This is a genomic window from Nostoc sp., from assembly GCF_036917095.1.
Taxonomy (GTDB): Bacteria; Cyanobacteriota; Cyanobacteriia; order Cyanobacteriales; family Nostocaceae; genus Nostoc.
Genome location: NZ_JBALFH010000040.1, coordinates 132,601 through 147,648 on the forward strand (window position 1 = coordinate 132,601; position 15,048 = coordinate 147,648).

Sequence of the window (15,048 nt, forward strand, 5' to 3'; positions counted from 1 at the left end):
TGTCTTGTCCACAGTTTGACCTACTACTAATAGAGACAATGTTAGCCACTGAGCAAGACACGACCGCTAACGATTCACTTGATGAGCCTGAATATACCCGAACGATTGTTGCTGGGAAATTAAAGATATCAGCAAAAACTCTTGTTCGTTATTTAGCATTTGGTGCTGATTATATTCCTGTCTTGAAAGCTTATGTATCGGATGAAGACCCTTTGAACGGTAAACGAATTTTGGAGTCTCACATCAAATATTTAGAAGAAATTCAATATCTAAAGTTACATTATTTGCCTTTGCGAGTAACTGAGATTTTGAATCATAAATATACATCATTGGAGAGTGGTTTGTTATGAGTCTTTCAGAACTTTTGACATTTTTGAACGGTGTTTCTTATATTCTGGACTCTGTAGAAAATTCACCGGAATTAAAAAAATTGACCAAATCAAGATATTACTCGACAAGTAATAATCCAGTTTTCGGTGACATTCAGCTAGTAATCGAAGAAGTATCTAACGGGTTAGTCCAAGCAAATAAATTTGAATTAGATCAAAAACTATTAGAAGAATAAATCATGTAACTAAAAAATTATGCTCTCAAACATCGGATTTCCGTTATCGATGTCATTGAGATTTTATCTTCCAAATTTACCAAAATTGCTCTTACCATAAAATGATTTTTTTCGGCTATTGTTTGCGTAAGTCTTAAGATGATTACAATAGAGAATAATCTGGTAAATCCACTTACACATAAAAAGCTATGCTTTTTTGAGGTGGAATTATTAGGGTTTAGTAAGTAATTAATGGGAGCAAAGTTCGTAAATTTTATAGTTGGCTTATCGTTTTGGCTCATGATTCATGCAGCGTTCCACGTAAGAGCCATTACGTGTAATTAGTGACTATAGATATTGATATAACGTTGAGCTTTTTTGGCATTGAGCCGACAATCGTGTAATTTCCGTTTAGATGGTAGAGAGTAGAGCATATACTCTGAACAAACAAGCCTGCCTGATGTAAGAAAAGCTCTTAAGCGACAGATTTTTTATAAAGGCTTGCAAAGCACGATCGCTTTTATGAGCCTGATGGAGTTTATAAGCAAGGATGTCCAATAGAAGCTATAGATCCACTAACTGTTTTTCCAAAAGTTCTAGGGCAGATAACAACAAGAGCTTGGAACGGAACATTTTCACAAGAGGTTGACTAATTATTTCTCCATCTGGTCATTGGTTGCGATCGCTTTCAAGACTGCACTCCCATGCAATCACGTCAAATCTCGCCACTATTTCAAATACCGTAATATGCTCTACACTACTGGCAAGATAACGACAGTCGCAGTTTGGCGAGAATCAAAACAGCTTGTCAACGTACTCTTGTAGGTCACTGCGTTTAATTCGCCAACCCTTACCAATCATTTTGGCTTTCAACTTACCTGTCGTAATTGCGTCTCGCAGGAATTCCCTAGACAACCCAGTTAGCGCTTGTGCCTCGGCAATAGTCAGTAGCAGCTTATCAGCGATCGGCACAACTGGTTGATTGTCGCCTCTACCAAGTAGCCCTTCAATGATGGAGGATAACTTATCAATAACCCCAATCTCGCCAAACTCCGCAATCTCGCCAGCTTGATGCACTAATTTATCTGTCTGTGGCTGTTGCTCTGTCGCTATTTGACGAGATTCAAAGGCTGGTTTTACGGTCGGTTGGTTCAGTTCTGACTTGAATGCTTCCAGTTCGGCTGGGTCAAAGTTGGCAGTCGGGCGAGTTTTACCTTTCTCGTATTTGACGCTGATTCGTCCTTGCTGAACGTAACGCTCAAGCGCTCGAACGCTGACACCTAGAAAATCTGCTGCTGACTGCTTATTCATAAATCTCGCCAAATATCGTAACTCGCCAAAATCCTATCAGTGATTAGCGAGTTTTGGCGAGATTGAGAAAGAGCAACCATTATTCCTCAGCTGTGCCTATGCTATATTTCCCCTAAAGTATAGGACTAGGTGCTATACTTTAACCGAAGAGACTAGAAAATGAAAATTTACAAAAACCGTACTTTTGACCGTTGGGCGCGAAAGGAAGGCTTAAACAATCTTAGTCTCTGTAACGCTGTAAACGAAATGGCAGCAGGGCTTTATGATGCTGACCTGGGAGGTGGACTATTTAAAAAACGCATAGCAAAACCAGGGAAAGGTAAGAGTGGTGGATTTCGGACACTAGTAGCTACTAATAATGAAGATCGTTGGTTTTTTATTTTTGGCTTTTCAAAAAACGAACGCAGCAACATTGACAAAGATGAAGAAGAAGCTCTGAAAATGTTATCTAAGCAATTACTTGCTTATACACATGATGAGCTTGAGCAGGCAAAAAATAGTAATGCGTTAATAGAGGTGATTTGTGATGCGTCAGAAAAAATCAGCGATTCTTGAAGCAGTTCATGAGACAGCAAAAGACCTACACAAAGCTGGGCTAATGAATCAAACTACATTGCGCGAATTTGAACACCTATGTCTACCTCCTATTGAGCCTCTAGAACCATTACAAATTAAAGAAATACGGGAATCATCTCAAGTCAGTCAAGCTGTTTTTGCACGTATTTTGAATATAAGTCCTTCAACAGTTCAAAAATGGGAAATAGGACAAAAGCGCCCTAGTGGAGCATCTCTTAAGCTACTGCATTTAGTAAAGAATCGTGGGTTAAACAGTGTGCTGTATTAAAATTTTTGGCTCGGAAAACTTACGGGTTATTCCTCTAACCCTTGCTAGATCCGCTCATTGTATTTAACTTTAACTAGAGGCGATGGCGCTTTGTGGCGTTGCTTTCTTCGTCACAGAGATGTCGTGATACACCAGTAAACCGACTTTTTGATTTTTTTAAGGTCAAATTACCAAGCTTTTCTTTGTTCAGGATTAAAACCGTCAATATTTCCTTGATTAAAGCTCGTTTCATCTGCTCCGACAATGTTTGAGCATTGGATGTAATGTTTTGCTTCATCCACACAGGTGGCAACTGCATCACTTGCTTCAAGTCTAAGTTTGTTGACTGTTCCTAATGATATTGAGATTCCAAATACATCTTGCATTGCACTTTGTACCATCCTTTGACTATTGCGGTACACTCCGCTCAACAGTGCAATCAGAGCTTTTCTTTCCTAATTGAATTTACTACGAATAGGGGGGAAGGAGAAGCCGCCTGCGGCGGCTTCTCCTTCCCCCCACCACTCTCAGAATGATTATCATTATTGCAATTGGTTATTTTATTCCTTGGAAGTCCCTTAACAAAAGACAAATTACTCTTAACTATTTGAGCGAGACTAGTAAATTTTGATTGATGGTCATTTGCAAATCAGTATCTGGGTCAATGGCGATTAAGTCAACACTATTTTTACCGAAGAACAGACCAACCAACGCACCGATACCAGCGCCACCCAAGACTTCTTCTGTGGCAATGGCGCGATCGCCTGTGACAGCAGATACCGCAGTCGCTGCACCTGCGCCCAATACAGTATTCTTGATAATTGAACCAACACTAGTACCCTTCTTGACGGTTTCAGTTTTGGTAATCACTTCAGAACTAGCGTTAAGCTGATACTCCTGACCGTTGGTCAAAACCAGTTTCTCGGCAACGAATTGAGAACCGCCTGTAGCAGGTTTGAGTTGACCAATAACTTGGCTACCAGCAGGAATCACTACAGATCCGTCTTGCGTAACCACATTTTGGGATACTGTCAATGTTAACGGTGCTGTTTCATCCTTTGTAACCAGAATTTTTTCTGCCTTGTCATACTTCACAGGGATAGCAGTCCCTTGAGGAATCGTCACAGCTACAGGTGTTGGGGTAGTAGATCCGACAGCGACGACATAGGGCGAGTTAATTGCTGAGGCTTGGTTAGAACTAACCAACGCTTGGTAAATAAAAGCTGCTACCTGGGCGCGAGTCGCAGTTGCGGTTGGATTCAGGAACTTCACATTCGGATAGTTGACCACAATTTGCTTTTCAGTTGCTGCTGCGATCGGGCTACGGGCATAGCTAGCGATGTTAGAGGCATCGTTGAAATATTGCAGAGTGCTTTCGGTATTGCCGCTAGGAGTATATTCCAAACCGTTAGCGAGGGAAACCAAAACCTGCTGACGAGGAATAGCTTGGTTAGGCTCAAAGCGATTTCCAGGATAACCAGATAAGAAACCAATGGTATAAGCTTGCTGAATCGCACTGGATGCCCAATAGTTGCTTGGCACATCAGCAAAATTGATTGCCTGGCGTTGTTGTGATTTTTGGAAAGCTTTGTTGACCATCGCCGCAAATTGAGCGCGTGTCACCGGTTCTTCAGGGCGGAAGCTACCATCAGGAAATCCGGCAATTACACCTCGTTGAGATAATTGTTGAATAAATTGTGCCGCCCAATAATTAGATGAAACATCAGAAAAAGTAGTTTGAGCTAAAGATGGCGAAGCTGTAATGAAAGGCGCTACAGTACCGACTGTGACGGTCAAAGCCATGAGTGCAGCTGTTCTAGATTGCCAACGATTTAAAGTAAACATTAATTTTTAACTCCAACACAATTATTTTTTTTACTGTTAATTAATTAGACAATCACTGAAGTAGAAGGTTCCCAATTATTTCTGCTTTTTGTAAAAACCATTACTTTAGTAATACAGTCATCATTCAAAACTCTATGTAAAACGAAGTAGGGAATAGAAGTAGTGTAATTACCCTATTACCTCTTAGCCCAATTCAATAAGTCTTCCAATAAATTATCGATACTGGTTAAGACGGAATAAAGGTAAAATAGTTGCCGTTAAATATAATTTTTTACTATTAAAAATGAAGGCGATCGCACACTATATATAGTTGAAGTGGCGATCGCCTATTAGGGGTGATTAAAGTCATGGCTTGAATTGAGCTACGACATCAGCAGAGTTAATTGCTGACGTTTGGCACGATATAGGGCGAGTTAATTGCTGAGGCTTGGTTAGAACTAACCAACGCTTGGTAGATAAAAGCTGCTACTTGGGCGCGAGTCGCAGTTGCGGTTGGATTTAGTAACTTAACATTTGGATAGTTGACCACAATTCGCTTTTCAGTTGCTGCTGCGATCGGGCTACGGGCATAGCTAGCGATGTTAGAGGCATCGTTGAAATATTGCAAAGTGCTTTCGGTATTGCCGCTAGGAGTATATTTCAGACCGTTAGCGAGGGAAACCAAAACCTGCTGGCGAGGAATAGCTTGGTTAGGCTGAAAGCGATTTCTAGGATAACCAGATAAGAAACCAATAGAATAAGCTTGCTGAATCGCCCTGGATGCCCAATAGTTGCTTGGCACATCAGTGAAATTGATTGCCTGGCGTTGCTGTGATTTTTGGAAAGCTTTGTCGATCATCGCCGCAAATTGAGCGCGTGTCACTGGTTCTTCAGGGCGGAAGCTACCATCAGGAAATCCGGCAATTACACCTCTTTGAGATAATTGTTGAATAAATTGTGCCGCCCAATAGTTAGATGAAACATCAGAAAAAGCAGTTTGAGCCAAAGATTGTTGCTGAGAGCATCCCACATTAATAACTTTCTCTTGCAAACTATAAGTCACTGGGCCACAAGCAATACCTGCCGACTTCGACTCTACGTAAGTCCGCGTTGGCGGATTTTGTTTATCTAGCCGCGATTTCCAATCGTTAGATGTTTTTTCTAGAGTGGGATGTTTACTTAAAAACTGTGAGTCTGCAACAATATCGTGAGGGCCCTTAACATTTATCTTAGAACTATTGAGGTATATATTATAATCATAAGTAACATTTTTGTTTTTATCGTTAGTGTTTATTTGCTTGCCAGGAAAACCATAAAGAATGTTATTTAAAATTTTGACATCAGATGACGAGAAAGCAAAGATTTGCCCATTATTAATTTCTGGACTCTGATTATTTAAAACAGCTGTGTTATTGACAATATCAACATGCTCGCTTAAAAATGCATGAATACCCGAACCACCATTATTAAATGTAAGATTGTTTTTAACTAAAGTACGTCCTTTATATGGACTCAATTTTGATTTACTACGATCGTTTCTTGAACTATCGATAATAATGCCATTACCGTCTGTGATCTGTCCGACTGCAATCCAAGGGATGTACATGCGATTGTTGTAGGTCTTGTTGTTGGTCACAAACATCTTGTATCCCTGGCTGTTGTCAGAATTCCAATTGTTTAACATCGAAATGCCACTATTACCATAAACGCTGTACCAGGCATTATTGAACACCACGTTATTATCTACTGTCACATAGTCCGATTCAATTGCTGAAATACCTCCTCCTCCACAGTCATGGACTTTGTTGTTCAGAATACGGATGTGATGAACATGACCATTGGTTCGTCCGTCAAGGTTGATGCAGTTTCCATTCGTCAGTGGGTTTAGTTTGTTACTTTTCTGACTCCTCGCATAATCAAGGGTTACATTGGCATTGTTGCCTATGACTTCCAGCCCGTTAATCTCAATATATGAAGCTCCATTTGAAATCAGGATACCGTTCCATGTATTGTGCTGAATTTTTGGAGAATGCCCAGGATATGCTTTATACCTAATCCATGCTTTTGCATTTCCAGAACGTTTAATATTTACTACACTCCCAGCTTTAGGTGAATTGGTATATACTCCATTCATAATCAATACTGTGTCGCCAGCGTTAGTCAAATCTGCTGCCCTTTGAATTGTCTTAAAGGCGGATGATGAAGAGAGTCCACTATTTTTGTCGTTTCCACTACCACTAACATAGTATGTTTTTGGAGTCGCATTAGCGCTGATTAGCTCGCCGCTGGATAGGATTGTTTCTTTATTAGTGGATACTTGAGGGACGTTTTCAACTAAAGATACTTTTATATTTTCTCCCCCAGCCAAAAGACTTAACGCCACGGGAATTGCAATATATGCGCTTAAACTGAAACCTGGAATTACCACAATAAAATACTCCTTTATCGGCACTCTTCAATAAAAATATCAGGATATTAAGGAATTTTTGAATACTTTTTTGCATACAGAGTAAAATTGAACCGACTTTCCTAGTTACCGCGATAGCGCAATTAAATTAAGTATTCCGATAAATATGGATACAGAGTAAGACGATATAGAGGTAGAATAGTTGCTGTTAAAAATGAAGGCGATCGCACACTATAGTTAAAGTGGCGATCGCCTATTATGGGTAATTAAAGTCACGACTTGAATGGAGTAAAATCTACTAGCGGGATGGTGGTACTAAATTCAAGTTAGAATTCAGTGTGAGCCTTAAATCTTGTCTAGGTCTGAGGACAAAGACATTTGCTTCTTTTTTCCGCAACAGCACACTCGCACCCGCACCCGCAGCCGCACCGAGAACAGGTTTTAAATCGTCAATTTTGCTGTTGCCAGTAACTAGTGAACCTAAAAGACCAGCACCCCCACCAATAGCTGCGTCAGTTAAAACTTGACTTGTGCTGGGGCCCTGTGAAACTTTTTGAGTTGTGGTGTATGTCCGAGAAGTTGCATTAATCGACTGACGCTGACCATTAGAAAATTCTAATTCTTGAGCTACAAACCGCACGCCTTTGCCTTTGTTATCATCTGTATCTCTTGAATAACTATCTAAGTCAACAGCTTCTAGCCGTCCAATTACTTTAGTACCAGCAGGAATCAAGACATTTCTATTCCTGTCAATAATGTCATTGGCTATTTTCAAAGTTAGAGATTTGCTTTCCCCAGGAGCAATAGTAATTGTCTCTTTTTCGTAAGTTACAGGAAGAGCAACCCCAGAAGGAATGGTAACGTTTCCGTTTTGCCCAACTTTGTCTTGCCCAATTCTATATTGAGCATTAGCAGGAGCCAAGCCCAATAGCGGACTAATGAAGGTTGTAGTAACTGCCATTGCCATAAGTGCAGCAGTTCCAGATTTCCATTGATGTAGGCTATTCATAAGTGTGTAGACCTTTGTGTATGTGATGTATGTGATGACGTGGATTCACTGAGTTTGTTTCTGAAATTTATGAAACCTGCTTCTAGGCGCATTCTGAATATGAAAATGCTTATATAACGTGGAATATGTGTTGCAGCTACGCCCATCGGAGATATCGCTCCTCAGAATTTGTATTCTGCTAATGTGCGTCACCAAATAGAGGGTGAGATACTTATATGACGCAAAATAGGTCTAATAGTTTCCGGAGTTGTTTCTTTGTTTACGTCCACATATCTACACCACTGAATAGAGGCGAATGGGCTGACTGTGAACTCTTACTTTCATTCTAGATTTATTTGCTAGGACTTGGAAAAGATTTTCACTTTCTTTGTCAGAATTCAGGAGCAGAGCCAAGAAAGCTCCGCCAAGGCCTCAGAAGACCCAGGCTTTAGCCTTTGTAATTACCAACTATCTTTGAAAATGGACTGAGAGTGCATTAGGCGCTCTTTTATGTCTCTGAGGAGAAAAAGAATAAAATGCTGACCTTGAATCTTTTTCAAAGCCTTGCTTTATCAGCAAAGCCAAAAAATTATTGTTTGGAAGCGAATACGGAGAAACAAGGTTTTAAATATTCTCTAATGAGAGTAATAAAAGAGCGTTAGGGTTAGTTTTTATAGTGCGTAAATCAGATAAACTTTGATGCGATCGCAGTAATTATTGTGCTGAGTTAAATTTATAAACTTCATATTGTAGCCGGAAAATTCCTTCGTGTAATTACATCCTCAAGGACGAACAGGTGCATCTGTTCTAACCGCCAAAGCTCTTAGTATTTCTTCTCCAAGAATTTTTTCCGAGATATCAGGTATATCCCTACCAGGAATATACCCCCTACCGTTGCAGGTTCGGGTATGGTATTGATTTTGGCATAAATAGCTGTTGTAGTTGTGCTTCCTTCAAGCCCCTTAATACTTATCTGGCGAACGTCTGGATTAAAACCAGTTAGCTCAAGCGTGTATTTATTGCCTTCAAAGGTAAAACTACGATTACTCAAATTTGTGTCTATAAATACAAAGTCTGCATTATTTTCAGGATTTGTTCCTTCGTTCGGTGTATTTACTAGACGCAACTTGAAGTCAAAAACTTGGTTGGTTCCAACAGCGGGGCTGAAGGATAAATTGAGATTTAAAGGTACAAATTCAACACTTGTGCCTTCAAGTACTGTTCCGTTAAAGTAACTTAAATTACCTATTTTGAATACAGAGTTAATGTCAGTTGAAAAGGAATTTCCACTAAAAGTAAGTTGATTTGAGTTTGTTATTGTACACCCACTAGAAGTGCTTGGACTTGGCGAACACAGATTAGAATCACCCCAAGTAAATGTGTTGCTTCCTACACCGACATATAGGGGATTGGTATCTATAATTCCTGGAGTAGGTTCTCCCCACGTACCACTAGAGATACCAGAAAAAGTTAGAGCATGTGCTTGACCAGAAAAACCAAATACTGTGGTTGCACTCACAAAAAAACTAGATATAGCAGTAGCGAAAACAGAACTTAATTTCATAACTTATGTTTCAACTATCATTGGGCAGTTTCTCTCAATTACGTCTCCAGTCTACCGTAGTAAATTTACGGTCAAGATGCAAATAAACTGTTGTAGTTTTTATGAAATATTTATATATTTATCTATATCTTTTTGAAGAATTTATATTTTTTAAGCTTACTTTATGAATTGTTAAAATATGGTTCTTCAGTATCTATGTAATTACCAAAACTTTTGACATCGCCATGTTACTTGGTTCCCTCATGGTTGTCAACTTGATATCAAGTTACTCTTTTTTGACACTTCCCGCGCTATTGGGACAAATGCGATTCGTTGGTCGAATTCAAGGATAACCGCAAGATATAAAAAAAGGGTATAATCCAATACCTTTGGCGTTGGTGATATTTTGTTCTGGAAGATCCCTCCAACCCACGCCAGTCGCTTATGGGGAAACACGGTACTTGCTTGGTGTCCGATGGCAACAAACTGGCTCTTTGCTCCTCGGCTTGCTCTACTTCTTAACAGAACTTACGCACTCAAAACCTAGTGGTCTATCGCATTAATTTTGATAGGTTTGTAGTAAGCACTTTAGTGCTTGAATCTTTGAGGACTAAAGTCCTCACTACAAACGTATTTACCCAGCAAAATTAATGGGACAGACCACTAGAAACCTCGTTCGCGTGGCGCACTCCCCTCTAACCCCTCTTCTAATCAGGCTCATCCTCAAGGGTTTTCGGTATATGTCTTATAACTTTGACAAAATCTCTGGCAACAACTGACTAGGAACTTTAGATAAAGCTAGATTTTGTCCTTGTATCCCTAACTCATTATGAAAAGCACGAATAGTTTTCACCACATAAGTAAAGGTTGTTTGATAAGCCTCTGGTTGTTTACTTAATCCGTTTAAGGCTTGCAAATGGTTATCTAATGCTACTTCTAAGTGTTGAGAACGTGTTGCTTTGTCGCCATTAAAAGACTTATCTATTACTAGCTGATAATGTGCTAGCCCCAAGTTATTGTAAGAGGCAAGCAAATCAAAACTTAAAGGAGTACCGCTAAGTGAGCGAGCCAAGGCTATGGCCTCTTCATAAGCGCTGATACATAGTTGCAGATACTTTTGCCGTGCCTCTTTAGTTGTCTGAGATAGGTTTGCTAGATGCCAGTAGGCAGTACCCAGATTATTTTGTGTAGCGGCGCAGGCACTGGGAACATTAGCTGGAGTGCGATACTTGAGAGCTTCGCTGTAGACATCTATAGCTAGCTGGAGATTTTGGGCAGGTTGTTCGTATTGTGCCAGGTTCCAGCAAGCAGTACCGATATTGTTTTGAATCATGCCATACTTAAGCGGTTCCTCTTCTGGGTTGTAGTATACAAGTGCTTCGTTGTAAGCTGCGATCGCTTTCTTTAAATGTACAATCGGTTGGTTGTATTGCCCTAAATGCCAGTAAGCAGTACCCAAATTGTTCTGGCAAGCCGCATATTTTAATGAGTCCATATCGGCTGTACGGTAGCTGAGAGCTTCAATGTAAGCGAGAATTGCCTGCTGCCAATTTTCAGATGGGTGAGAAAAACGAGCTAAATCACCATAAGCTGTCCCCAAATTATTTTGCACGCGAGCGTAAGTTTCTGAATGTGTTTGGGGCGAAATCATCTTTAACGCCAACTGATAAAATTCTATTGCCTGCTCTATATAAGTTTGTCCTTCCTCGGAATTGGGTGGAGTGCGGTATAGCATCCAGTAGAGCGTACCCAAATCATTCAAGATATCTGGGAGTTGCGGTGAGGTTTCGTCATAGCTAATTGCCTCCTGATAAGCAATAATTGCCACCATCAGATTTTCTAGGGTTGACTCTCCTTGCTCAATGCGAAGGCGGTATAAAGTGCCCAAGCGATAATAAGCTTCTGCCAGTACCTCCCCTGGAACTTGCCTTTCGTGTAATTCTTCAATCTCCAGCAAAATCTGCTGCGGTTGTAAGGAATTCTCAGTATCCTGTCCAGCACCTGTATTAATCGTTGCTATTACTAGCTCCGTTAATTCGCTGCTAATATAACATAAAGATGACAGCGATCGATTATTACTCCCACTACCAGACCTATTAGTAGATTCCTGGTGTTGTGGTGCAGCCTTCAAGAAATCCGCTGTTGACGGCGAAACTTCCTGGGTTTTATGTACGCCATTCCCTTCTATCTCTGCTGGGAAATCAGAATTATTCTCAAACTTTAACTCGGTGGCTGCGGTTCTGAGTTCTGCTTGGTTAACTGATTCATCTAGAATCGATTGCTCAATATTTTCTAAATCCAAGCTTCCAGAACGTGAAAAACGTTCTGGATAGCCCAAATTCTGAGTTGCTGGTGTGGGTTCTCCGGCAAATACAAATACCCCAGTACGGCAACGCCAAAACTGTGGTGCTGACTGCTTGATAGCAGATAACCAAGGACGCGGTACCCACAACAGCAAATTAGATTCTAGGAATCGGCTGGATTCTTGTATAGAAAAATCTTGTTCGCTTAAGCGGAGATAGTGCAAAAATAAACGCTGTGTCGCGACTGGTTGCTTGGTGAGATGCTCCACGCCTACAATCTGAAATGCGGGTACTGGAAAAGGTCTTCCGGGGGTATCTTTTGAAGTCCCAATAATTGGCGGTGGATAATTAGCTAACCATTGATTAATCTGGATTATGGGATTTGGATCGTTTAAATTCAAACGCAACGTGACTAATCGTGGATAAGCTGGAGTGCTATTTACCTGAGTATTTGATGACTGATATAGCACCTGTCCAACAGGATAAGCCAATGTAGAATGCAAACGGGCTGCTACCTGATTTCTTAAGTGTAAATCATCACATACTGCTAAAAAAAGTTGTCGTCGCAAACCAAGACTTAGGGCAAGTTTCAGGCGGTGGTATACTTGCCGATTCCAAGTAGAATTATTGTTGTGTGCAGTATCATTCACGCTCATAGCGGCTAAAGAGCCAAAACACAGTATGTATCACCTTTCTGGGTGCCTCCAAGTGGGCTAAACTTATGATAAAAATGATTTTTAAGTAAATATTGTGCTGCTCAGGATAAATTGAGACTTCAGGTTTAGCAAAAGTACTTAAGTATATAATTATACTTTAATTGTTAATTCAATTTTAACAAAAAATAAAAAAGCAGGCCCCTCTTAAAATCGGAACCTGAAAAACTATAAAGATGAAATTTTATTAAAATGTTTTACGTTCAACTGGTTTGGGAAACAAAGAAGGCGACCAGAATCAAGCCGCCTACCAAAGCTGTAGCGGCGATTCCTAGTAAGAGATAGGTTCGTTTTTGCCCATCAGTGGGAGGTTCTGCTTGATAAACCTTTGGTTCCCGGGCAAAATTATTTAGAAGGCCGCCTTCTTCGTTTGTATAGGGCATGAATTAATTCCTTTTCTCCTTATCGTTCATTTAATGTTACATAAATGCTAGATCCGCTCTTAAACTGCTAGACAAATCGTTACATTGGAGATTTGACATTAAGTATTGGTGACTCAGGATTGGGTATAAAATATAAAAAATCTTCCTAATCCCCAATTCCTAACTAGTAATCGTCCCAGTCAGAGGAGAACTAGGACTGGCGTAATCTTTGATGGGCATCCTGCCAGCAATGTATGCTAGGCGACCCGCGACTGTTGCTAAATTCATCGCACAAGCCATTGCTGCTGGGTTTGGAGAAAGAGCGATCGCACTATTAATCAACAAGGCATCTGCTCCCAATTCCATTGCCTGAGCGGCTTGGGAGGGTGAAGCAATACCGGCATCTACCACCACTGGCACACCTGCATTTTCGATGATGATTTGGATATTGGCGGTTGTTTTCAGCCCTTGTCCAGAACCAATTGGCGATGCCAAAGGCATGACTGTAGCACAGCCTACATCTTCTAAACGCTTGGCTAACATCGGGTCAGCGTTAATATAAGGCAATACTGCAAAACCTTCTTTAACTAATTGTTCTGCTGCTTGCAGCGTCCCAATTGGATCTGGGAGTAAATACTTAAGGTCAGGTATTACTTCTAACTTTACAAAATTATTATCTTCCTGCCCTAACAATTTCGCCATTTCTCGCCCCAAACGCGCCACCCGAATTGCCTCTTCAGCAGTTTGACAACCTGCGGTATTGGGCAACATCCAAATTTTCGTCCAATCTAAGGCTTCAGCTAAACCTTCATGTCCGGGAGCCTTGGTTTGTACCCTTCGTACTGCCACGGTGACAATCTGGCAATCGCTGGCGGCGACGCTTTGCTGCATTTCTTCAATGCTGCGATACTTACCAGTTCCAGTCATCAAGCGCGATTGGAAGGTTTTGCCAGCAATAATTAGTGGTGAGTCTTGAATGGAAAGTGGTGGCTGCTGTGGCAACGCAGGGCGATGCCCGTTGGAGAAATTGGCAGAGTGAGTCAACATTGGGCTGGAGGTAAATGGCTTGGACTGAAAGCGCGAATAATGAAAATCTGAAAGTAGGGGGTCAGACTTTTGTTCCAAGATGAAATCGGCAATCAATGCCGCTGTTACGGGTGCAAGTAGAATTCCATTGCGGTAATGACCTGTAGCAAAGGTTAAATTTTGACAGTGGCTAGTGCCAAGAATAGGCAACTCATCGGGGGTGGCTGGGCGAAATCCCCACCAGAATTCTTGGATGGGATAATGCTTTAGTTGGGGATACAGCCGGATGGCAGCTTGTAATAGTGTTTGAATGCCTTCTGGGGTATTGTTGGGGGTGAAGCCAACGTCTTCGCTTGTTGCCCCAATGACAAGGCGATCGCGTCTTGGTACGATGTAAATATCCTGCCCAAACAAAACCCGCTTCAAGGGCAATTCCGGCATAAATTCTGGTATCCGCACACTCAGCATTTGCCCTTTTCTCGGACGCACGGGTACTGGTAATAACTCATTTGACCAAGCACCTGAAGCTAAAACATAGTGCGCGGCGCGAATTATTCCAGCATTTGTTTGCACGCCAACCACTTGCCCTTGCTGCTGTAAAAATGCTTCTACTGTAATACCGTCTTTGAGTTCAACACCAACAGATTCAGCCGCCGTCCACAATACTTGAGCGAGAGCCTTATTGTCAACTTGTGCGTCTTCAGGATACCACCAGCCACCAAATACCTCTGCTCCCAATCCTGCCTGATATTGATGAATTGCCTCTTTATTTAACCAGTAAGCCGGGGAAGAGGCAGAGGAGCAGGGGGAAAGGTGCAGAGGAGAGAAATCCCCCTGCCCCCTGCCCCCTGCCCCCTGCCCCCCTGCCTCCTGAAAGACGGGTGCGAGGATACCGCAGGAACGGTAACCAGTATTTAAGCCAGTCAGTTCTTCTAATTTGCGCGTCCAGTCGGGATATAAAGCACGCGATCGCCAACACAATGAACGCATTGCCCCATTAGGGATGTTTTCCGCATCTGGTGCTAACATGCCGGCGGCGGCGTGGGTAGCGGCAGCCTGGAAGTCACGACAAAGCACGGTGACACGTGTCCCGCGTAGTTTTAGTTCAATGGCGATCGCTAAACCAATAACGCCGCCACCAATAATTACAGTCTCACTAGTCATTAGTCATTAGTCATTAGTCATTTATCATTAGCTATTTATC

12 protein-coding genes and 2 pseudogenes are annotated in these 15,048 nt (G+C 41.4%); 5 read left to right on the plus strand and 9 right to left on the minus strand.

What is annotated here, in order from left to right:
* Positions 1-38 precede the first annotated feature (38 nt).
* The 3 genes and pseudogenes from V7L01_RS20080 to V7L01_RS35485 form a co-directional block, all read left to right on the plus strand.
* Positions 39-350, plus strand: coding sequence for a hypothetical protein (locus V7L01_RS20080; RefSeq protein ID WP_335037712.1), 312 nt, complete (start codon positions 39-41; stop codon positions 348-350).
* A complete protein-coding gene (locus tag V7L01_RS20085) occupies positions 347-565 on the plus strand; it encodes a hypothetical protein (protein ID WP_335037713.1) in 219 nt (72 codons plus the stop codon). Before V7L01_RS20080 ends, V7L01_RS20085 begins: the two co-directional genes overlap by 4 nt.
* 491 nt (positions 566-1,056) lie before the next feature.
* A pseudogene (locus tag V7L01_RS35485) lies at positions 1,057-1,197 on the plus strand (DUF6009 family protein); the annotation flags it as partial.
* A 142-nt stretch (positions 1,198-1,339) separates the two neighbouring features.
* On the opposite strand, the gene V7L01_RS20090 reads toward V7L01_RS35485, so the two are convergent.
* The gene (locus V7L01_RS20090) at positions 1,340-1,855 is read right to left on the minus strand and encodes a helix-turn-helix domain-containing protein (protein ID WP_335037715.1); all 516 of its coding nucleotides are present in this window, start codon (positions 1,853-1,855) and stop codon (positions 1,340-1,342) included.
* 159 nt (positions 1,856-2,014) lie between these two features.
* Between V7L01_RS20090 and V7L01_RS20095 the strand changes: the two genes are divergently transcribed.
* Positions 2,015-2,410, plus strand: a complete 396-nt coding sequence (locus tag V7L01_RS20095) for a type II toxin-antitoxin system RelE/ParE family toxin (RefSeq protein WP_322718283.1) — start codon at positions 2,015-2,017, stop codon at positions 2,408-2,410.
* Positions 2,382-2,699: a helix-turn-helix domain-containing protein gene (locus V7L01_RS20100; RefSeq protein WP_114085888.1), complete on the plus strand. Its 318-nt coding sequence runs from the start codon at positions 2,382-2,384 to the stop codon at positions 2,697-2,699. The genes V7L01_RS20095 and V7L01_RS20100 overlap by 29 nt, the downstream gene beginning before the upstream one ends.
* A 167-nt stretch (positions 2,700-2,866) precedes the next feature.
* Here V7L01_RS20100 and V7L01_RS20105 read toward each other — a convergent pair whose 3' ends face one another.
* From V7L01_RS20105 to thiO, 8 genes and pseudogenes are all read right to left on the minus strand, one after another.
* Positions 2,867-3,079, minus strand: a complete 213-nt coding sequence (locus tag V7L01_RS20105; RefSeq protein ID WP_442936997.1) for a hypothetical protein — start codon at positions 3,077-3,079, stop codon at positions 2,867-2,869.
* A gap of 202 nt (positions 3,080-3,281) precedes the next feature.
* Positions 3,282-4,523 carry an S-layer homology domain-containing protein gene (locus V7L01_RS20110; protein ID WP_335037720.1) on the minus strand — a complete coding sequence of 414 codons (1,242 nt, stop codon included), beginning with the start codon at positions 4,521-4,523 and terminating at the stop codon, positions 3,282-3,284.
* A gap of 397 nt (positions 4,524-4,920) precedes the next feature.
* A pseudogene (locus V7L01_RS20115) lies at positions 4,921-5,565 on the minus strand (S-layer homology domain-containing protein); the annotation flags it as partial.
* 1,642 nt (positions 5,566-7,207) lie between these two features.
* Positions 7,208-7,918, minus strand: a complete 711-nt coding sequence (locus V7L01_RS20120) for a conjugal transfer protein TrbI (RefSeq protein WP_335037723.1) — start codon at positions 7,916-7,918, stop codon at positions 7,208-7,210.
* An 802-nt stretch (positions 7,919-8,720) separates the two neighbouring features.
* Positions 8,721-9,461: a choice-of-anchor K domain-containing protein gene (locus V7L01_RS20125; protein WP_335037726.1), complete on the minus strand. Its 741-nt coding sequence runs from the start codon at positions 9,459-9,461 to the stop codon at positions 8,721-8,723.
* A gap of 724 nt (positions 9,462-10,185) precedes the next feature.
* On the minus strand, positions 10,186-12,399 hold the full coding sequence (locus V7L01_RS20130) for a tetratricopeptide repeat protein (protein ID WP_335037728.1): 2,214 nt from the start codon (positions 12,397-12,399) through the stop codon (positions 10,186-10,188).
* A 260-nt stretch (positions 12,400-12,659) separates the two neighbouring features.
* Entirely contained in the window at positions 12,660-12,839 is a 180-nt protein-coding gene (psb34, locus tag V7L01_RS20135) for a photosystem II assembly protein Psb34 (protein WP_335037730.1), read from the minus strand.
* A 159-nt stretch (positions 12,840-12,998) separates the two neighbouring features.
* A complete protein-coding gene (thiO, locus tag V7L01_RS20140) occupies positions 12,999-15,008 on the minus strand; it encodes a glycine oxidase ThiO (RefSeq protein WP_335037732.1) in 2,010 nt (669 codons plus the stop codon).
* Between the last annotated feature and the right edge of the window lie 40 nt (positions 15,009-15,048).